The sequence below is a fragment of the Aestuariivivens sp. NBU2969 genome, assembly GCF_019931125.1.
In the GTDB taxonomy this organism is placed as follows: Bacteria; Bacteroidota; Bacteroidia; order Flavobacteriales; family Flavobacteriaceae; genus Aestuariivivens; species Aestuariivivens marinum.
Window position 1 is genome coordinate 110,254 of the sequence record NZ_JAIOUU010000008.1, and the last position, 19,889, is coordinate 130,142.

Consider the following 19,889-nt stretch of genomic DNA (forward strand, 5'->3'; position numbering starts at 1 on the left):
TAAGAAGAAGAAGGCTACCCGATTACGAATAGCCTTCTTAAAGGATTTAAGCTTTTTCAATTTCAATTGAAACAGGGGTAGGGTTGGTAATCATGTCGAATACCGGAGAAAATTTGGCTAAATTTTCAAGTTGCTCTGCTGTGGCATCAGATTTAACTTTTAATTTAAACTTTATGCCATCAAAACCTTTTCGAACTTCTGCTTTTAATCCTAAAAAGCCTTGTAAATCTATACCACCGTCAATGCTTGATTCGGCACCTTCAATGTTAATACCATGTGCAGCGGCGTGATAAACCATGGCTCCAGTTAAACAAGAAGCTAAAGCGTGTAATACAACTTCAGGAGGAGTAGCGGCTTCGTTTTGTCCTAATAATACGTTGGGGTGACTACATTCCATAGTGAAAGCTTCTTCACGGGATGTGTCTTCCTGACCTACACCATAAAAACTTTTAATGCTAGATACGCAATGACCTCCATCTATCCAGTTGTTTTTTGCTCTGAATTCAAATTTGGCTAATTCTGGGTTTTGTTGAACGGCTCCAATAGTTTCTACTAATTGATCTACGTTTACTCCGTTTTTTACATTTGCTGTTGTAATCATGTTTTCTAAATTTTAATTTGTTAATTGATTTTTTAAATGTTTGACAATGAAAATGCATATGCTATGCCAAACATTTTAAAGTATTGAAAATCAGAATATTAAAATTTAATTTAAAACAAAATGTATTTACGAATAATCATAAATTAACGATAAATCGTAAGATATTAACGAAATATCGTGAGAGTTGAATATTGTTTTGATAATATAATTAGAATAGAACTTAGGCTATAAGGTATTAGTGTCTACATCCTTTAAAAACCGGATAAGGCCTTCAAAATACGTCTTTTGGTCATCGTATTGCGACAAATGGCTGCCGTTGGCACAATACAGGTAACGTCCGTTTTTTACTTCCTGTGAAATCCATTTCATGTGCTCAGGGTCCATAGTGTCATATTTTGCACCTATACTTAAGGTAGGAACCGTTATCTTGTGCAATTGGTCTTTAATGTCCCAATCCTTTAACGTCGCATCGCCTTTTATCCCAAATTCACTGGGGCCTTGCATGGTAACATATACATTAGGGTTTACATTGTGAATGGCTCTATTAATGGAGTTTGGCCATTGGTCAAGTGGTTTTCTTAAGATATGTGCGGTGTAATAATGCTCCATAACCAGGTTTAAATAGCGTTCGTTACCATAATCTTCGTTATTTTCATAAATCATAATTTCTTCCAGTACCTCTGGCGGTAATTGGGGTGCTAGAACGTTATCTGAATATTTTTGGTACTCTGGGATGGAAGCTACCATATTGGAAATAATCAAGCCTTTTAAATGTTGCTGGTATTTTAAGGCATATTCCATAGCTAAAATACCTCCCCAGGACTGGCCCAATAGGTAAAAGTTATCCTTGTTAAGGTTTAGGGCTTGTCTAACCTGTTCTACTTCTTCAACAAATCGGGGTAAATCCCACAATGATAGGTCATTGGGTTGGTCACTGTAAAAGGAACCGAGTTGGTCGTAGTAATAATACTCAATGCCTTCCTGCGGAAAGTAACCATCGAAGCATTCGTATAGTTCATGTGTCATGCCAGGTCCACCATGCAGTAATAGTACTTTTATTGTAGGGTTGTTCCCGATACGTTTGGTCCACACCTTAAATTCACCCTTAGGCGTTTGTATAGGTATCATTTTAATGCCTCCAGTATATTGGTCATCATGATTCGTATAGCTGTGGTATTCTTTAATCGATGTTGATAAATCTAAATTTTCACTGGGTTGTGTTTTTGTATCGGATAAATTATTACAGCTCATAAGAGCTAAAATTGCGAAAATAAAGAAGAAGTGTCTCATGGATTGAAAATTAGTGGTTTATATTACCAAAATACAAAAAAATTGATTTTATATGGGTCTTTCAATGCCTAAAACTTTCATCTTTGAAGCAAGGGTTGTTGGAGGAATTCGTAATAGCTCCGCAGCACCAAATTTGCCCGATATTTTCCATCGGGTTTGTTTTAAAGCCTTTAGAATATTTTCCTTTTCTAAAGCAGTCAGCTCCTTTGAGGTGAGAATTCGGTTTTGCTTCACTTCGTCTATAACTTGTACATTAGGTTGCTGGTTGGGAATAATTGATTGCCAATTAATACTGCCATTTTTCGATACAATTACGGCGCGTTCAATGAGATTTTGAAGTTCCCGTACATTACCTGGCCAATGGTATGACTTTAAGTATGAAGCATCTGAATCATTTAAATGAATAGTTGGTTTATTCAATTTTTTTGAAAACCGATCGATCATTTCTTGTGCAATAAGCACAATATCGTTGCCTCTTTTGTTTAGGGCGGGGACTTCAATTGGAAATACATTTAAGCGGTAGTAAAGATCCTCTCTAAATTTTCCAGATTTTGAAAATTCCAACAAGTCCCTATGGGTGGCTGTAATAATCCTAACATCTACTTTGATGGTTTCCGAACTACCCACGGGATCAAATTCACCCTCTTGTATGATTCTTAGCAATTTAGGCTGTAACTCCAATGGTAGTTCACCAATCTCATCCAAAAAAATAGTGCCTTTATCAGCTAATAAAAATCGGCCCTTTCTACTTGTGGTAGCCCCAGTAAACGCCCCTTTTTCATGGCCAAATAATTCACTTTCAATAAGATTGGTAGGTATGGCTCCACAATTAATCCGTATAAGAGGTTTATCATTTCTATTGCTTTCCTTATGGATCGCTCTTGCCACTAATTCCTTTCCGGTACCCGTTTCACCTTGTATTAAAACCGTTGCATCTGTTTTTGCTACTTGCTGGATCAGGTTTAAAACAGACTTCATACTTTGGTCTTCGGCAATGATACCATAACTATTCGTCAATTCCTGAATCTCTTCCTCTAAATATTGTGTTTTATTGGTTAGTAAGGTTATGGTCTCTTCAGCAATTAAACGGTCTTCAATGTTTCTTAAAATAAGTGTAAAATAAGGATTGTCCTCATTACCATATTTACTTATAGTACCTTCATTTAAAGTTTCCGTTTCATTAGAACCAATTACTTTTATATAGCTGGGTAGGTATTTATTGGTTAGTCCCTTAGAGGCTTCAGATTTTACAATGTCTTCAATTAAACCTGCACTTTCATCAGCTAAAAAAAACAGAATGTTGCGGTGCAGTGCATCGTTGTTTTCTAGAAGTTTGTTAGCCGATGCATTGGTAAGAACAATCTTAAAGTCACTATCGAACATAATAATGGCATCCATGGCTCCGTTTATTAGTCCGTTCATTTTACTGTTGGCTAGTTCTATAGCCTGTTTAGAAGTTGCCAAGCGTTCTTGAATGGTATCCAATTCCCTATGCCGTTTAATCATTACTGCTAAAATGCCTTGGGCAAAACCACTATCAATTTTCATTAAATCCAAAAAATATTTGCGCTCAATTTTTAAAACCCTTGTTTTTTCAATGGCAGTTATGGATGCCGAACGGGGATCATTATCTATCAAGGCATATTCACCAAAGCAATGACCCGACGTAAAGGTGTCGTATATGTGGTCTTTATCATGCACTTTAACGACACCAGAAAGAATAGCGTACATAGCATGCCCTTCATCGCCTTTTTTGAAAATACTTTCGTTTTTAATATAGGTTTCTTCAGAAATGTTTTCACTAAGCTTTTGTAAAGCCGTTTCGGATACTTCAGAAAAAAATGGAATTGAAGAAAGGAATGTTATAAGTTCTTTAGTTGCTGTATTGGACATAATGCTATTAATGACTAGGTTAAAGATAAAAATTATTATACGTATTTAATACTTCGGGATCTTTAAATGCATACTTTTTAAAGATAAATGACTAAATTAGTTCTTAAACTCAATTGTATTTATGGCACAGCAAAGACAACTCGTTGCAATTATGTTCACTGATATAGAAGGTTATACGTCCTTAATGCAAAACGATGAGGAAGAGGCTATACTTATAAGAAAGAAGCACCGAGAGATATTCAATAATGTTACCGCACGCTATAATGGAGAGCTCATTCAATATTATGGTGATGGTGCTTTAAGTACCTTTAGAAGCTCTGTTGAAGCCATTAAATGTGGTATTGAAATGCAGAAAGCCTTTCAGGAAGCACCCGCTATACCTGTTAGGATTGGGGTTCACGTTGGAGATATCATTAGAACGGAGTCGGACATAATTGGAGATGCGGTTAATATTGCCTCAAGAATAGAGTCTTTAGCTGTTCCTGGAAGTATTTTGATTTCAGACAGGGTAAATGACCAAATTAGAAATCAAAAAGACATTTCTACTCAATTTATTGATGCTGTCGATTTTAAGAATGTTAATAAGGTCATTCCTATTTTCGCAGTGACCAATAACAATCTGGTTGTTCCTGATAAAAATAAACTTGAAGGAAAAACGAAACCCAAAGATGATGAAATTTATAAAAACTACCGAAAAAAAAGCCTTTATGCCCTTGGTGTTTTATCGTTAACCATTTTGGTGCTTACCTATTTTATTATGAATAGGGGCGCGGTATACGAATTAAAGGAACCAACATTGGCAGTGCTTCCTTTTAATGATATGAATAATGATAATGAATCGGATAGCTTTGCCGATGGTATAACAGAGGATTTAATAACACATTTATCTAAAATTCAGCATATTCAAGTAATTTCAAGGGCTTCGGCAATGCATTATAAGGATACAGATAAACCGCTTAAGGATATAGCCAAGGAATTAGGAGTTAATTATATATTGGAAGGCAGTGTAAGGGTAGATCGAAACCAGGTACGTATTAATGCCAATTTGGTCGATGCTTCCAGTAACAAAAACTTATGGGCTGAAAATTATGATAATACCTTGGTTCAGATATTTAAAATTCAGAGTGACGTTTCCAGAGATATAGCCAATGCGTTAAAAATAACATTGAGTGATACAGAGCAGTTGCGTTTAAATAACGAACCAACAAATAATCCTGAAGCATATGCCGTTTTTAAGGAGGCTCAAAAGTTTTTACATAGAGGGGGCGGTAAAGTTGAGGAATTGAAAAAAGCGGAAGACTTATTTAAAAAAGCAATAGATATAGATCCACAGTTCTGTAGGGCCTATGTTGGTGTAGCAGAAACCTATTTGGAATATATTTTTTGGGGAAGGGAATCACCAAAAAAAATGGTGGAATTGGCCTCAACACCAGCTTTAAAAGCATTGGCCATTAACTCTAACGACGGTGGTACTTTTGGAGCTTTAGGTGCTATTAGCTATTACAAATATGAAAAAGAAACCGCTCTACTTTACTTAAAAAAAGCTATTGAAATAAACCCTAGTTATGTGGGAGCCTATAACAAATTAGCTTGGATATACACTTTCGAAGGTAATTTGGAGTTAATGGAAGAAAACTTTAATAAGGTGCTAAAATTGGATCCCTTATCGACGAAGTATATAGGAGATATGGGGCAGACTTATTATTATTTAGGAGAATACCAAAAGGCTGTCGACTTAATGGACGAATCCCTAAAGCGATTTCCAAACGACAATATGTTAATTTGGATGAAAGCCTCAAACCTTTCAGCTTTGGGTAAATATGATGAGGCGATACAACTTTACACATCACGTAGTGTGGCATCCCATACCAATTGGATGCTTGGTTATTGCTATGGTATGATAGGAGAAACCGAAAAGGCTCAAAAAATATTGGAATACCAATTGAATAAGAATGAATTAACGTATGTGCCTCCATATATGATCGCAACGATTTATATGGGGTTAGGCGATGTGGATAACGCCTTAAACTGGTTGGAAAAAGATTATGAAGTTGGTGGTCAAGGACTTTTCTTTTGGGGATTAGCGCAGGATATTAAATTTCACTCTTTAAAAGATGAACCAAGGTTTCAAGCCTTGTTGAACAAGACACCTTAAGTTTGGTGGTTCTTCATGCTGAATTCAATTCAACAATCAAAATCTAATATCTGTTTCCAAATTGGATTATAATCTTCAGAAATATTTATTTTTTTGTAACAATCTATCAAGGGTTTCGTCATATAAGTGTCAATCAAAATAAAGTATCATGAGAGAAGATAATCAACTTATAGTTATAACCCATTTAAGCCAATTAATTACATTGGTCATAGGTTTTGGTAGCCTGTTATTGCCTTTAATTTTGTGGCTAACACAAAAGGAAAAGATATATCAAATGAATACGCACGGTAAAAACATAATAAACTTTCAATTAAGTTTAATAGTGTACTGCTTAATATGCATCCCGTTAATTTTATTTTTAGGTTTGGGTATTGTAGGACTTATAGTTTTAGGAATAATATCTGTTGTGTTTCCAATAGTCAATGCCTTAAAAGCAAGTAAAGGAGAAACACCAACATACCCCTTGTCTCTTAATTTTATTAGTTAGTTTTAGCTAGTATGAGATAAGCAAAAACGCTCACCTATGGTGAGCGTTTTTGATTAATATTATAGATTAGGATAAACTTTTCTATGAATTCAGCATTACTGGCATTACCAGCATGGTTATTAGTTCACCTTCATCTAGTCCATCAACTGGTGTTAAAATACCAGCCCTATTGGGTAAGCTCATTTCCAACTGTACATCGTTGGAATTTAAATTGTTTAACATTTCCGTCAAAAATCTGGAATTAAATCCAATTTGCATATCGTCTCCTTGGTAATCGCAGGTAAGGCGTTCTTCTGCTTTATTGCTGTAATCAATATCTTCTGCAGAAATATTAAGTTCTGCACCAGCAATTTTTAATCGGATTTGGTGTGTGGTCTTGTTAGAGAAAATGCTAACTCTACGCACAGAATTTAAAAATTGGTTGCGTGCAATGGTTAATTTATTTGGGTTTTCTCTTGGAATAACAGCTTCATAATTAGGATATTTACCATCAATTAAACGACATATTAATTCTGAGTTTTCGAAAGTGAATTTAGCATTCGAATCGTTATATTCAATGGTTACTTCTTCTTCACTACCTGCCAAAATACCTTTTAAAAGATTTAGGGGTTTTTTAGGCATAATAAATTCAGCTACCTGATTAGCCCTAATATCTTCACGGGTATATTTTACCAACTTATGGGCATCTGTAGCCACAAAGGTCAGCCCTTGGGTTGAAAATTGGAAAAAAACACCGCTCATTACTGGCCGTAAATCGTCATTTCCAGCAGCAAAAATGGTTTTACTTATTGCCGTAGCCAATACATCTCCCAATACCAAAGTCTTGCTGGCGTCTTCTAATGAAATAGCTTTTGGAAACTCATTGCCATCTGCATAGGCCAATGCATACTTGCCATGACTGGAACTAATTTCAATAGTATTATTGTCCTCTACAATAAAGGTTAAAGGCTGTTCTGGAAAGGTTTTTAACGTATCTAAAAGCAAACGTGCTGGAATGGCTATACTACCTTCGCTATCACTTTCCACATCTAGGGTAGAGGACATTGTTGTTTCTAAATCACTAGCCGAAACCGTAAGTTTGGATTGTTCCAATTCAAACAGGAAGTTGTCTAAAATAGGTAAGGTATTTGAGTTGTTGATTACACCACCTAAGGTTTGTAATTGCTTTAACAAATAGGTGCTAGATACAATAAATTTCATTTATATATAAGATATTTTAATATTAAAAGCTATCTACAAATATATTCGATACCGTCTAATATTGGAAACAAACTTATCAACATTCAAGCCACATACTTTTTCTTTCTGAAGTAATTAAAAGCAAAACCAAATATAGCCAATAAGACCAATGGTAATACGATGTTTAAGAGTTGCCACTTGGTTTTTTCTTTGGCTATTTTTTCATGATCCAGGAATGAAACGGTTATTTCCTTAGTTCGAATGTTTATAAGTCCGTCATCATCCAATAAGTAATTTACAGCATTCAATAAAAATTCCTTGTTACCTACGGTTTGGTTACTGGAACGGTCAAAATCCAAAGCCAAAGGACCATTTCGGTCAATTTCATTTTTTATAACATCGCCATCGGCAATAACAATCATTTTGGTTGCAATACTATTGGATTTTTCTTCACTAATTTTAAAGGGCTTGATGCGATTATTATAAACTGAGGTAAACTTCCCTTCTAAAAGTACGGCAAGGTTTTGATTGCCCTTGTTATATAAAGATGGGTCTGGCTTTTGAGTAGCTTTTTCTAAACTAATTTCCTTTGGAACACCTTCTAATCGTGTAAACTTTGAAGTTTGTAATAAAATGGTCTTATTTACATTATTTTTCAAAGTGTCTATCTGATTAGCAAAATCGAACTTAACCAAGTTTAAATTATTGGTAATTGGATGGTTGGGATTTGCAGCTGCGAGAGGTGAGTAGGTCCATTGTAGAGGTAGAAATTGTGTATCGTTACCACTTCCCGTTGCCAACATAATTCGAGACGAGTATAGGTCGCTAACAATTATAGGGTTTATGCGTACGCCGTACTTAAAAAGAAAATCGGTAAGGTTTAAATCCCTTCCTATAGCGAAGTTGGTGCCGCTATCGTTCATTAAACTATCCTTTTCTATAGCAATGGCATCTATAAGCCAAAGGCTTTTGCCTCCGTTCATGGTATATTGGTCCAAAACCAGTTTTTCTTCTTCTGTAAATGCTTCAGAGGGTTTGGCATTGATTATTAGGTCGAACGTTTCCAAATCCTTTAGTGTTTTTTGTGGGTTCGATGCCACACTGTCTAAAGTAAATTTGGCGAGGTAATAATATTCCCCTAGCTTTTTGGCAAAGTCCGCGATATATTGATCTTTTAATTGTCCGTTGCCTTTTAAAATGGCTATTTTAAGATGTTTAGGCTGTGTTAGCTTGCTAAAGCCATCGGCGAAGGCATATTCTAAATGTTGAACCGAACCACTAACCAACTCTTGTTGTGAAGCTCCAATTTTATTCTTTATTAAAGGAATGCTTACGGTTATTCCATTATAACTGGCCAATGCCCATGGAAAAATAATAGCTTGTGAAGCTTTCCCGTTTTCCTGTACGCTTAATTGCATAGGAGTCAATCCACGTTGGGTAAGGACCTGTATGTTTTGATCCCTGTTGGTTTCATTTTTAAGTGGATCGATAAACTTAAAAATAACATTTTTGTTTTTTGCTGAAAACTCTTCGAGAAGTTGTTGTGTTTCATTTTGTAAGCGCCTGAATTCTGAAGGAAAATCGTTGCCATCCAAAAAGATATCAATTTCAATTGGTGATTCAACATTACTTATAATGTTAAGCGTAGATTCGCTTAGGGTGTATCTAGAATCCTGCGTTAAATCGAAACGCTTATAAATCTTACTGCCTAAATAGTTAATTGCAATAATAACGATTAATAGTAGGACAATATGTTTTAAATTTTTATTCAAAAGTTTCTTCAAACTGATATTGCGTAACACGTTTAACTAGATTGTTTTTAAATTCTATTTCCAAACATTCCTTATTTCTGTTAAAGGCACCGGGCTTCATTCCCAAATTATAATTCCACTTATCAGGCGAATTCATTTTTAAGGAATCATCCCAGCTGTACCAATTACTTTTTCCCAATAAGTATTCTACGTCTTTTTTACTTTTACCTTCCAGTAAATTTGAATGTATTATGTTTTCACTCATCTCGTAGCGTAATGCAGGTTTAGCCTCCCAGGCATCTGCATTAAAATACTTTTTATGGTGAAAACTAGTAAATATATTGATAAACGGATAAAATATATAAAAGTAAACCACGGGCGTTGCAGCGATTGTAATTAACAAAACCACCCATTTGCGCTTATCTATGCTTTTGGCAAATAGACCAACCAAAATAAAGATTAAGCTTATTAAAATAATAAAAGCAGGTGTTAGGATCATAATTTGATTTTGCTAAGGTTGATTTTGGTCAAAACAATAAAAAAGGCACTAAGGCTTAAAAAATAGATAATGTCCCGTGTATCTATCACACCACGTCCCATACTTTTAAAATGATAACTCATACCCAATTGATCGGTAAAGGTACTTGATGTAAAATCGGCGATACCTTCAAATCCAATATAAAATACCAAGCAAATAAAAACAGAAGTAATAAAAGCCACTATTTGGTTATCTGACAGTGTAGAGCTAAACACGCCAATAGCCGTATAGGCAGCAACAAGAAAAAGTAATCCAAAATATGAACCCATAGTACTTCCAATATCTAGATTTCCAACGGGATTTCCCAGTTCATAAACTGAATAAACATAAAGCAATGTTGGTAAAAGGGAGATTACTATTAAAATTAAAGCCCCGAAATATTTACCTAAAACAATATTGATGAGGGAAATGGGTTTGGTTAGTAAAAGTTCTAATGTGCCTTGCTTTTTTTCATCGGAAAAGCTACGCATTGTTACCGCTGGAATTAAGAAAATCAATATCCAGGGCGCTAGCATAAAAAAAGAGGAAAGGTCTGCAAAGCCATAATCCAAAATATTGAATTCTCCTTTAAATAACCATAAAAACAGACCATTCAATAACAAGAAAACCGCAATAACCAAATAACCTATAGGTGATGCAAAAAATGAGTTTATTTCTTTTTTAAGTATGGCGTACATTATTTATTTTGATTAGTAATCCCAGTCTCACAATATTAATCCACGAATATAAAAATTTTACTGTTTACTAGCGATTTTTTGTTTACTACTTAAGCGAAGTAATTTCATCTTCGCTCGGTACTTTTGACTTAATATGAACAATGTTTTTAACTTGTCCAAAACGTTTTTAATAATTTCGATTAGTGGTATTGTTCCAATACCGTCTAATCATTCTAAAAGCAATATATAAAATATATTGGGGTTATTTAGGTCTATATCTAAATCAAAAAAAGGTTGAGCTATAAAAGTACTAATATCTTGATTTTTAGATTAAAAACGATTTTCATGGTGTTAATGTTTTTTTAGCTAAAAATTAGTTTTAACAATAATAAGAGTTATATGTTTTCATTTAGCTCAGTTTTCAGTGGACGTTCAGGGAAAATTTCGACACTTTTCTTAATAAAATTAACACTAACTGTGTCCATCAACTTTAAGCCCATAAGGGTAGAGGCGCTACCAACGGTTTGAGAGTTGCTTTTATATACGGCAATCTCTAAAAAATTTCCCGAATTAAAGACTACCAAGCCCCTGCCTTCATCATGGCGTTTATCTTCTGGAATATCAAAATTTACAATATCACTGTATTTGTTATATACTTTTTTGAATTTGTGGTTACGAGCAGAAATTTCAAATTCACGGCCCTTTTGTATACCTTCAAAAAAAGTACGTTTAATATTAGTGATCACATTGCCATAATTATCTATGTAAATAATACTGCCTATAATTTGGTTTTTATCGTCATTTACGTACGGGACTATGTTTTTAATTGGTTTAATCTCGGTAATGGGTTTTCCAATAACCTCCAGAGTTCCTCCTCTTGCTATATGGCAAGCCACTTTTACGAACACATCCAATACAGGAAAACTGGTTTGAATTTTATCGTGAATGTTTATTTCAACAATTTTTTCTGGAGCAATTTCTGAACATATCATGCTTAGAATACCATTGTTGGCACAAATAAAAAAATGATCGTCCAACTTTAAGGCAACATGTTTGTTGTCAGGATTAATTTCAGAATCAATTCCAATAATATGTATGGTGCCTTTTGGAAAACTGCTGTAGGCATTTTGTATAATATATGCTGCTTCCGGAATATTAAATGGAGAAACAGAATGTGAGATATCAACAATCTTAACATTGGGGAGTTCACTATAAATAGCGCCTTTTGTCGCGCCAGCAAAGTGATCTTTTTCACCAAAATCAGTGGTTAAAGTTATTATTGCCATCAGCAAAATTGTTGATATGTTTTTAGTATTAGGTCACCCAAATTTATGTATTTTTGAGCTTTACAACCTATATATGCAAAACTAATAAATCATTTTGTCTAGTAATCATGTTTTTTATTGATGTTGGATAAAATTATGAACAAAATTCTAGCCTTTGAACGAAATTATAATCGAACTTGAAGAGATTACTCCTAAGGAGTTTTTTGGAGCTCACAACACCAATATTGAATTATTAAAAAAATACTTTCCAAAACTAAAAATCGTTGCACGTGGTAATAAGATAAAAGCTTTTGGTGATGAAGAATTACTGGAGGAATTCGATCATCGAATAACGATGCTTCTAAAGCATTTTGCTAAGTACAATAAACTGGATGAAAATGCTATTGAGCGCGTGCTAACGAGCACGAGTAGTGATGATTATAATACATCACAGGAAAGCGGAGAGGTTATTGTTCATGGTGTAAGTGGCAGGATAATTAAAGCACAAACTGCCAACCAACGAAAATTGGTAGAGAGTATGCGTAAAAACGATATGGTTTTTGCTATTGGCCCAGCAGGCACGGGTAAAACTTATACAGGCATAGCATTGGCGGTTCAAGCATTAAAAAGTAAAGCAGTTAAGCGTATTATTTTAACACGACCTGCTGTTGAAGCTGGTGAAAACCTTGGGTTTCTTCCAGGGGACTTAAAGGAAAAGTTGGATCCTTATATGCAGCCGCTTTATGATGCTTTGCGCGATATGATCGCACCAGAAAAATTGGCACATTATATAGAGAGTGGTACTATTCAAATTGCACCATTGGCCTTTATGCGTGGACGAACTTTGGACAATGCTTTTGTGATATTGGACGAAGGACAAAATACCACCCATGCACAAATGAAGATGTTTTTAACCCGTATGGGAAAAAATGCCAAGTTTTTACTAACAGGTGACCCAGGACAAATAGATTTACCACGACGTACTATTTCTGGATTAAAGGAAGCCTTGTTAATTTTAAAAAATGTAGAAGGAGTAGGGATGGTCTTTTTAGACGACAAAGATGTAATACGTCATAAACTAGTTAAAAAGGTTATAGAAGCCTATAACAGTATTGAAAATAGGGAGTCTTAGCTTAGTTGCTATTCCAGCTTACTGCTGTATTCCTTAAGGACTTTCGAGAATCTCGGTTTCCATTCAGGGTGTACCGTTTCAATCTGGGCTAGGATTTTATTAAATGAATAAACAATCAACTCATAAAGAATAAGCTAAAAATGAGTAATACCATTACAGATACCAATTTTAAGTTTCCAGGACAAAAAAGTGTTTATAAAGGCAAAGTGCGTGAAGTATATAATATTAATGATGAGCAATTGGTGATGATTGCCACCGATAGACTTTCGGCTTTCGATGTGGTTATGCCCAAAGGCATTCCCTATAAGGGACAGATACTAAATCAAATTGCCACTAAAATGATGGCTGCAACAGAAGATTTGGTGCCTAATTGGTTAACCGCTTCTCCAGATCCTAATGTCGCTATAGGGGAATTGTGTGAACCCTTTAAGGTTGAAATGGTAATTCGTGGTTATATGTCGGGGCATGCCGCCCGTGAATATAAGGCGGGGAAGCGTTTGTTATGTGGTGTACCTATGCCTGAAGGCATGAAAGAGAACGATGCTTTTCCAGAGCCCATCATAACTCCTGCAACTAAAGCCGAAAAAGGAGATCATGATGAGGATATTTCACGGGAAGATATTTTAAAAAGAGGTATTGTTAGCGAAGCCGATTATAATGTTTTAGAGGATTACACACGTAAATTGTTTAAGCGAGGTAGTGAGATAGCTGCATCTCGTGGATTGATTTTAGTGGATACCAAATACGAATTTGGAAAAACGAAAGATGGACGAATTGTTCTTATAGATGAAATCCATACGCCAGACTCCTCACGATATTTTTATGCAGACGGTTATGAGGAACGCCAGTCAAAAGAAGAGCCCCAAAAACAGTTGAGCAAGGAGTTTGTGCGTCAATGGCTCATTAGTAATGGATTTCAAGGTTTAGAAGGGCAAACGGTACCTTATATGAGTGATGAATACATTGAAACTGTTAGTGAGCGTTATATTGAGCTTTATGAAAATATTACTGGTGAAACCTTTGTAAAAGCGGATGTGTCCAATATACAAAAGCGTATAGAAGCCAATGTTTTAGCTTATTTAAAATAAGCTTTTATAATTCAGACAAAAGAGTAACGAAATAAAGAATCTTTATAGGCTTCAAACCTATAAGAGATTCTTTATTTTACTTGGACAACTATCAGGATTTGTTACAAATGAACTATTCAGCTTGAACACTAGGGGGTAAATTAGAGTTGAAAATATCCCTAAATAAATGCCATTTACCATCTACCTTTTTCCATAGTATGAGATATTTACCTTCGTCGACCTTATTTTCCCCAGCATATAATGCAAATTCACCTTCTTCTGTGACAAGGTTTTCTGTGCCCCAAACATCAATAGTTATTAAATCGACAGATGAAATACCGGAATTTATGATACCGGACATAACTGACTGAATATGCTCTCTGCCAACTATTGATGGACTTCCGTTCATCATAAATTTGGCATCTTGGGTGTATAAATTGGCAACGCCTGCAGAATCTTTAGCAACAAAACGTTCAGCAAATGTTTTATTCGCTGCTATAATTTGAGTTTTGGCTGTGGCTAAATCAAATGTAGGTTCTGGAGTCACTTCTTTAGTTTCTTCGGTTTGGTTTTTACAACCGTTCATTATTGTAATACATAACAACAGGAGCGTTGAAAATATTATAAAGTTGTTTAGTGTTTTCATTCTAGTGATTTTAAATGATGCCTACTCTAAGTGGTTTTCGGCTGCTACATTAATAATATTGTTTTAGATTTTTACTTCGCTTATTTGAATAACAGGTTCTATATTAGTGTAGTTAGGGATGTCTGCCATAATTTTATCGGCATTGGCACCAAAGGAATTTTGGAAACTTTCAATAGTCTCAAAATAAATGTTTCCCATGGCTACATAAGGTGCGGGCGACTCTGGTTCACCACCCGAAACACCTTCTTCAATAGTGGCGCCAATCAAGGCATTGCCTAAAAGCCCTCCAACCATGGGGACATGTTTATTACAGTAGTAATCCATATCAAATGACTTGCCTGTTTCGTTAGGATATAATACACTTACTTTAATGGTTCCTTTTTTCATTGTTTAGTGATTTTAAATGATGCCTACTCTTTTCGGTTTTCAGCTACTCCGTTTTAAGTTGTGTTCAGAAGTGGGAAGATGGGGAGTTTAACTAGGTCTATAGTTAACTTATAGTTTAATTAGACACGATTAATATACTAAATTTTATTGATTCTTTATGGATGAATTTAAAAAGGATTATATATATAATTAAGTATCATTAAACTTATAAATACTAAAAATAGATTTGGTTATATAGGGCTTAGTGTATAAGAATTGTATATTTGATATCCAAAAAAATATTAAAATTTTAAAGCTCATTTTTAAATACATGAAAAACTCAATTAAGCTAATACTGTGCTCATTAATAAGTACTTATTGTATTTCCCAAAACAATCCCGAAAACATTGATTATTATATTGGAAACGAAACGGTTATTTCAGAAAACAAAGTAGATGCACACGCCTCTTTTACTTCTTTTACCTCTGAAGCGGACAGACAAAGTAATTCACCAAAATACAAACTTAGTTTAGATGGTATATGGAAATTTAATTGGGTGCGTTCACCAAAAGACCGTCCTACTAGTTTTATGCAACCAAAAGAAGATGTCAGTCATTGGGACGATATAAAAGTACCTTCAAATTGGGAGGTGGAAGGCTTTGGCATTCCTATTTATGTAAACCATCAATATGAATTTGCAGACTACAAAGCCCCTGTTGCAAGTGATATGGAATTTGAAGACAGAATTTACCCAAAGTATCCAGGGAAGGTGCCTCAAGAATATAATCCTGTTGGTTCTTATAGAAGGGATTTTAACATTTCACAAGATTGGGACGGTAAAGAAATATTTCTGCACATTGGTGCAATGAAATCTGGAGGTTTTGTTTGGATTAATGGGCACTATGTAGGCTATTCCCAAGGTAGTAAGTTACCAGCTGAATTTAATATTACCAAGTTTACAAAACCTGGAAAAAATGCAATAGCTCTTCAAATTTTTAGATGGACGGATGGCAGTTATCTCGAGTGCCAGGATTTTTGGAGAATAAGTGGAATAGAACGCAGTGTATTTGTTTATGCCCAACCAAAACTTCGTATTAAGGATTTTGAGGTAGTTTCTGGTTTAGATAAAAGTTATGTAAATGGCGAATTTGAATTGGATGTTGTATTTGAAAACCATTTGTCCAAAAATCAAACAGTTGAAATATCATACAAAATATTAGATGGTCAAAACATAATCCAACAAGGGATTAAAAATGAAGCTATAAGTAAGAACACAAGCGAGAGGGTTTCATTTGAAGCCATAATTGGAAATATAAGACACTGGAATGCCGAGCATCCTAATTTATACACATTAATAATTGAGGTAAAGGATAAAAAAGGTAAGCTTATAGAAACTACATCCATAAAAATTGGCTTTAGGAGTGTAGAAATTAAAAACGGATTACTTTTAGTAAATGGTCAACGTATCACTTTAAAGGGGGTTAATACTCAGGAAACCGATCCTGAAACCGGACATATAATGTCTGAGAAAATGATTATGAAGGATATTACTCTTTGGAAGGAAAATAATATAAATGCGGTCCGTTTGAGCCATTACCCAAGAGGGCGACGATTTTACGAACTGTGTGACCAGCATGGTATATATGTAGTAGATGAAGCCAATATTGAATCTCATGGTATGTATTATGGAGACCGTTCATTGGCAAAAAAGGAAAGTTGGAAAAAAGCGCATGTTGATAGAATGGTACGTATGGTTGAACGTGATAAGAATCATCCTTCGGTTATCATATGGTCCATGGGTAATGAGGCTGGTAATGGTATTAATTTTTTTGAAGGCTACAAAGCCATTAAAGCCGCAGATAAATCAAAGCGACCCGTTCAATATGAACGCCCATACAAAGACTATGACGGTAGCTTATATGATATGGATTGGAATACCGATATTATTGTTCCACAATATCCATCACCTGCAACATTTGAAGTTATAGGGAAAAGCAAAACGGATAGACCGTTTATACCTAGCGAATATGCCCATGCCATGGGTAACAGTACAGGTAATTTTCAAGATTATTGGGATGTTATTGAGCAATACGAAAACTTACAAGGAGGATTTATTTGGGACTGGGTAGACCAGTCGATCTGGAAGACCAATGACAAAGGTCAACGTTATTATTCCTATGGAGGTGATTATGGTGAAAACATGCCAACGGACAACACGTTTTTAAATAACGGTATTGTATTTCCTGACAGAACACCACAACCAGGATTATATGAAGTTAAAAAGGCCCATGAGTTCATTAATTTTAAGCCCAAGGGAATTAACAGGCATAAGGAATTACGGATTTTGGTTGAAAACCTATACGATTTTACCAATTTAAATGAGTTTGACCTTATTGCTTACATTAAGGCTGACGGTAAAACATTAAAGACAATTCCTATTGAAACCATAGATGTTAATACCCATACAGGTAAGCTTGTTAGGGTACCATTAAGTGATGTAAATTATGAGCCAAATACAGAATATTTTTTAGAGATTGAAGCACTTACAAAACAGGATTGGGGACTTTTACCAAAAGGGTATCAAGTGGCACACGAACAAATACGTTTGGACCAAGTTTATGTGACCCAAGCTATGGAAACCGATTCTGGACCAGCTTTAAAAGTTGAAGAAAACAACAATGGCATTCGTATTTTTAATGAGGTTTGTGATTTGCAGTTCAGTAGCGTCGAAGGAAGATTGACTTCTTATAAGTTTAATGGTGTTGAGTTGTTGATAGATGGTAAAGGACCAAAACCAAATTTTTGGAGAGCTGTTACCGATAACGACGCAGGAAATAAAATGTATAAAAACAATATCGAGTGGAAAAAAGCATCTTTGTTTTCAAAGGTAACAAAGATTAATGTCGATCAAGTTGCTAAGAATGTTGTTATGCTGCATGTAACGTACCAATTACCTGGAGTGGATACGCAATTTTTTAGCACCTATCGTATGCACGGGACAGGCATTGTTGAGGTTGAGAATACTTTGGAAACAACAGACTACAACTCAGACATTCCTAGAGTGGGTATGCGTATGCAGTTACCTAAAACATACGATAACATATCTTACTTTGGTAGGGGACCTTGGGAAAACTATGAAGACAGAAAAGCTTCAGCTTTTATCGATTTATACCATTCTAAGGTCAAAGATCAGTATGTACCCTATATCCGCCCACAAGAAAATGGGTATAAAACAGATGTTCGTTGGGTAGCATTATCCAATAATAGCAATAATGGTTTGCTTGTTGTAGCTAAAAATATTGTAGAAGGTTTGGGAATTAGTGCACTGCATATGACGGTTGAAGATTTTGATATGTCTTCAGATTTAAATTATGGTGATGCTGCCTCTAAAAATATTGAATACAGGATAGACGGTATTCCAGAGTTTAACCAAAGCAAACATACTATTGATATATTAGAACGGGATTTGGTAGAATTGCATATCGATTTAGGCCAAAGAGGTGTTGGCGGGGATGATAGCTGGGGGGCTAGGCCTCAAAAGGAATATCAAATATTAGCTAACCAAAGACATTCATATGGATTTGTATTGGTGCCTTTTGAAAAAGGAAATGACAATATGTTTGTAAGCCTATCAAAGCAATTAAAAGAATAATTGTGGACAAGCTAAAACAATAAATTGAATAAAAAAACCCGATTTTTTATCGGGTTTTTTTATGTTTTTTAAATAAAATAATTCTAGGTCATTATTGTTTATTTTGGTACTCGTATTAATATAGTTGGTGGTGAATTACGCAGTGGAGATGATGTAGAAGTTAATAGATTCCAGTTAGTAGGAGGATGGTTTATGACCAAGAACATTTTAATGAAGGCAGAATATGTTAGGCAAAAATATAATGATTATCCAACATCAGATTATCATTATGGAGGTAAATTTGATGGTCTAGTTCTTGAAGCAGCAATTAGCTTCTAAAAAGTAAACAGTAAGCAAGTCTCTTGGTAATATGTTTAATTAAAATATTTAAATTGACATATACTTTGAGACTTGTTTTTGGAAAAAAAAATTAAAATTGCCTCATTGATAATGAAATCAAAAATTTTAAATAAAGTATTGTTTATTGTTGTAATAGGAATGGTTATGGCATTCACTACAAATGATGCTATGTTTAAAAGTACATCGGTTATTGTAACTTCGGAAAGTTCATTAGTAGTTTGTCTAGTCCTGAAATATGGCTACAGGTTAAAAATTGATTTACGCTGTTTTTAAATATACCATATTCGGTGTTTTATAATCTAAAGATACATGTAATCTAATTTGGTTGTATAGATTAACAGCACTTTTTGTAGCTTTTTTCGCGTGTTGTACGCTATCAAAGGTCTGGTCAAGATAAAACTCGTCTTTTAGGATGCCGTTTACACGTTCAGCAATAGCGTTTTCGTAGCAATGATTTTCTTCTGTCATACTAATTTTGATGTTGTTTCTTTTTAAAATTTGTGTGTATACATTGCTACAATATTGTATGCCTCTATCCGAGTGATGTATTAGGTTCTCTGTGTTTTTAGCTTGATATAAAGCCTTTTTAAGCGCTCTGGCACAGCCACTAAGTTCAAGGCTGTCACTAAGGTCGTAACCGATGATTTTCCTTGAATGCATGTCGGTTATAAGGGCCAAATAACAAAACCCTTTTACAGTTCTGATGTATGTAATATCACTTACCCAAACTTGATTAGGTCTATTAACCAGTACATCTTTGATGATGTTTTTATATTTATAGAACCTATGAAAAGAATTGGTAGTTCTGTAGCTGGGTTTCTTTCTGGTTATAAGCATATTGTGTTTTCTAAGAATGTTGAAAAGCGTGTCTC

The 19,889-nt window shown here is 34.8% G+C and carries 18 protein-coding genes; 7 read left to right on the forward strand and 11 right to left on the reverse strand.

Annotated features, from left to right (window positions below; all coding sequences use genetic code 11):
• Positions 1-46: 46 nt before the first annotated feature.
• The 3 genes from K7G79_RS08005 to K7G79_RS08015 all read right to left on the reverse strand — a co-directional run bounded on the left by K7G79_RS08005 (position 47) and on the right by K7G79_RS08015 (position 3,784).
• Positions 47-601, reverse strand: a complete 555-nt coding sequence (locus K7G79_RS08005; RefSeq protein WP_223550840.1) for an OsmC family protein — start codon at positions 599-601, stop codon at positions 47-49.
• A 225-nt stretch (positions 602-826) separates the two neighbouring features.
• The gene (locus tag K7G79_RS08010) at positions 827-1,852 is read right to left on the reverse strand and encodes a proline iminopeptidase-family hydrolase (RefSeq protein ID WP_223550842.1); all 1,026 of its coding nucleotides are present in this window, start codon (positions 1,850-1,852) and stop codon (positions 827-829) included.
• Between the two features lie 87 nt (positions 1,853-1,939).
• Positions 1,940-3,784, reverse strand: coding sequence for a sigma 54-interacting transcriptional regulator (locus K7G79_RS08015; protein WP_223550844.1), 1,845 nt, complete (start codon positions 3,782-3,784; stop codon positions 1,940-1,942).
• Positions 3,785-3,905: 121 nt separating this feature from the next.
• On the opposite strand from K7G79_RS08015, the gene K7G79_RS08020 reads away from it, so the two are divergent.
• Together K7G79_RS08020 and K7G79_RS08025 are read left to right on the forward strand one after the other, a co-directional pair.
• Complete coding sequence (locus K7G79_RS08020; protein WP_223550846.1) at positions 3,906-5,939, forward strand: FlgO family outer membrane protein; 2,034 nt, start codon at positions 3,906-3,908, stop codon at positions 5,937-5,939.
• A 148-nt stretch (positions 5,940-6,087) separates the two neighbouring features.
• Positions 6,088-6,426, forward strand: a complete 339-nt coding sequence (locus K7G79_RS08025) for a DUF4870 domain-containing protein (RefSeq protein WP_223550847.1) — start codon at positions 6,088-6,090, stop codon at positions 6,424-6,426.
• A gap of 81 nt (positions 6,427-6,507) precedes the next feature.
• On the opposite strand, the gene dnaN is transcribed toward K7G79_RS08025, so the two are convergent.
• The 5 genes from dnaN to K7G79_RS08050 all read right to left on the reverse strand — a co-directional run bounded on the left by dnaN (position 6,508) and on the right by K7G79_RS08050 (position 11,836).
• Positions 6,508-7,626 (reverse strand): DNA polymerase III subunit beta, encoded by a 1,119-nt coding sequence (dnaN, locus tag K7G79_RS08030; RefSeq protein WP_223550850.1) that lies wholly within the window; start codon positions 7,624-7,626, stop codon positions 6,508-6,510.
• A gap of 83 nt (positions 7,627-7,709) precedes the next feature.
• Positions 7,710-9,377 (reverse strand): gliding motility-associated ABC transporter substrate-binding protein GldG, encoded by a 1,668-nt coding sequence (gldG, locus tag K7G79_RS08035; protein ID WP_223550852.1) that lies wholly within the window; start codon positions 9,375-9,377, stop codon positions 7,710-7,712.
• On the reverse strand, positions 9,370-9,855 hold the full coding sequence (locus K7G79_RS08040; RefSeq protein WP_223550854.1) for a hypothetical protein: 486 nt from the start codon (positions 9,853-9,855) through the stop codon (positions 9,370-9,372). The genes gldG and K7G79_RS08040 overlap by 8 nt, the downstream gene beginning before the upstream one ends.
• A complete protein-coding gene (gene gldF / locus K7G79_RS08045) occupies positions 9,852-10,571 on the reverse strand; it encodes a gliding motility-associated ABC transporter permease subunit GldF (RefSeq protein ID WP_223550856.1) in 720 nt (239 codons plus the stop codon). Before gldF ends, K7G79_RS08040 begins: the two co-directional genes overlap by 4 nt.
• Before the next feature lie 374 nt (positions 10,572-10,945).
• A complete protein-coding gene (locus K7G79_RS08050) occupies positions 10,946-11,836 on the reverse strand; it encodes an S-adenosyl-l-methionine hydroxide adenosyltransferase family protein (RefSeq protein WP_223550858.1) in 891 nt (296 codons plus the stop codon).
• Between the two features lie 154 nt (positions 11,837-11,990).
• Here K7G79_RS08050 and K7G79_RS08055 point away from each other — a divergent pair, with 154 nt between their 5' ends.
• Together K7G79_RS08055 and K7G79_RS08060 are read left to right on the forward strand one after the other, a co-directional pair.
• Entirely contained in the window at positions 11,991-12,947 is a 957-nt protein-coding gene (locus tag K7G79_RS08055; protein ID WP_223550860.1) for a PhoH family protein, read from the forward strand.
• 140 nt (positions 12,948-13,087) lie between these two features.
• Positions 13,088-14,035, forward strand: coding sequence for a phosphoribosylaminoimidazolesuccinocarboxamide synthase (locus tag K7G79_RS08060; protein ID WP_223550861.1), 948 nt, complete (start codon positions 13,088-13,090; stop codon positions 14,033-14,035).
• A gap of 112 nt (positions 14,036-14,147) precedes the next feature.
• Here K7G79_RS08060 and K7G79_RS08065 read toward each other — a convergent pair whose 3' ends face one another.
• Together K7G79_RS08065 and K7G79_RS08070 are read right to left on the reverse strand one after the other, a co-directional pair.
• Complete coding sequence (locus K7G79_RS08065; protein WP_223550863.1) at positions 14,148-14,660, reverse strand: DUF4440 domain-containing protein; 513 nt, start codon at positions 14,658-14,660, stop codon at positions 14,148-14,150.
• Positions 14,661-14,723: 63 nt separating this feature from the next.
• The gene (locus K7G79_RS08070; protein ID WP_223550865.1) at positions 14,724-15,047 is read right to left on the reverse strand and encodes an EthD family reductase; all 324 of its coding nucleotides are present in this window, start codon (positions 15,045-15,047) and stop codon (positions 14,724-14,726) included.
• A 310-nt stretch (positions 15,048-15,357) separates the two neighbouring features.
• On the opposite strand from K7G79_RS08070, the gene K7G79_RS08075 reads away from it, so the two are divergent.
• The 3 genes from K7G79_RS08075 (at position 15,358) to K7G79_RS08080 (ending at position 19,290) form a co-directional block, all read left to right on the forward strand.
• Positions 15,358-18,678 (forward strand): glycoside hydrolase family 2 TIM barrel-domain containing protein, encoded by a 3,321-nt coding sequence (locus tag K7G79_RS08075; protein ID WP_223550867.1) that lies wholly within the window; start codon positions 15,358-15,360, stop codon positions 18,676-18,678.
• 192 nt (positions 18,679-18,870) lie between these two features.
• A complete protein-coding gene (locus K7G79_RS14725; RefSeq protein ID WP_255575952.1) occupies positions 18,871-18,996 on the forward strand; it encodes a hypothetical protein in 126 nt (41 codons plus the stop codon).
• Between the two features lie 111 nt (positions 18,997-19,107).
• Positions 19,108-19,290, forward strand: coding sequence for a hypothetical protein (locus K7G79_RS08080; RefSeq protein ID WP_223550868.1), 183 nt, complete (start codon positions 19,108-19,110; stop codon positions 19,288-19,290).
• Here the strand turns inward: K7G79_RS08080 and K7G79_RS08085 are convergent.
• Positions 19,276-19,889 (reverse strand): IS3 family transposase (locus K7G79_RS08085; RefSeq protein ID WP_223550869.1); only part of this gene is annotated, 614 nt, incomplete at its 5' end. The genes K7G79_RS08080 and K7G79_RS08085 overlap by 15 nt on opposite strands.

Coding starts and splice junctions, on each gene's coding strand:
- K7G79_RS08060 (WP_223550861.1), top strand. CDS start 13,088: ATGAGTAATACCATTACAGATACCAATTTTAAGTTTCCAGGACAAAAA.
- K7G79_RS08070 (WP_223550865.1), bottom strand. CDS start 15,047: ATGAAAAAAGGAACCATTAAAGTAAGTGTATTATATCCTAACGAAACA.
- gldF (WP_223550856.1), bottom strand. CDS start 10,571: ATGTACGCCATACTTAAAAAAGAAATAAACTCATTTTTTGCATCACCT.
- K7G79_RS08005 (WP_223550840.1), bottom strand. CDS start 601: ATGATTACAACAGCAAATGTAAAAAACGGAGTAAACGTAGATCAATTA.
- K7G79_RS08040 (WP_223550854.1), bottom strand. CDS start 9,855: ATGATCCTAACACCTGCTTTTATTATTTTAATAAGCTTAATCTTTATT.
- K7G79_RS08020 (WP_223550846.1), top strand. CDS start 3,906: ATGGCACAGCAAAGACAACTCGTTGCAATTATGTTCACTGATATAGAA.
- K7G79_RS08065 (WP_223550863.1), bottom strand. CDS start 14,660: ATGAAAACACTAAACAACTTTATAATATTTTCAACGCTCCTGTTGTTA.
- K7G79_RS08050 (WP_223550858.1), bottom strand. CDS start 11,836: ATGGCAATAATAACTTTAACCACTGATTTTGGTGAAAAAGATCACTTT.
- dnaN (WP_223550850.1), bottom strand. CDS start 7,626: ATGAAATTTATTGTATCTAGCACCTATTTGTTAAAGCAATTACAAACC.
- K7G79_RS08080 (WP_223550868.1), top strand. CDS start 19,108: ATGAAATCAAAAATTTTAAATAAAGTATTGTTTATTGTTGTAATAGGA.
- K7G79_RS08075 (WP_223550867.1), top strand. CDS start 15,358: ATGAAAAACTCAATTAAGCTAATACTGTGCTCATTAATAAGTACTTAT.
- K7G79_RS14725 (WP_255575952.1), top strand. CDS start 18,871: ATGACCAAGAACATTTTAATGAAGGCAGAATATGTTAGGCAAAAATAT.
- K7G79_RS08025 (WP_223550847.1), top strand. CDS start 6,088: ATGAGAGAAGATAATCAACTTATAGTTATAACCCATTTAAGCCAATTA.
- K7G79_RS08015 (WP_223550844.1), bottom strand. CDS start 3,784: ATGTCCAATACAGCAACTAAAGAACTTATAACATTCCTTTCTTCAATT.
- K7G79_RS08010 (WP_223550842.1), bottom strand. CDS start 1,852: ATGAGCTGTAATAATTTATCCGATACAAAAACACAACCCAGTGAAAAT.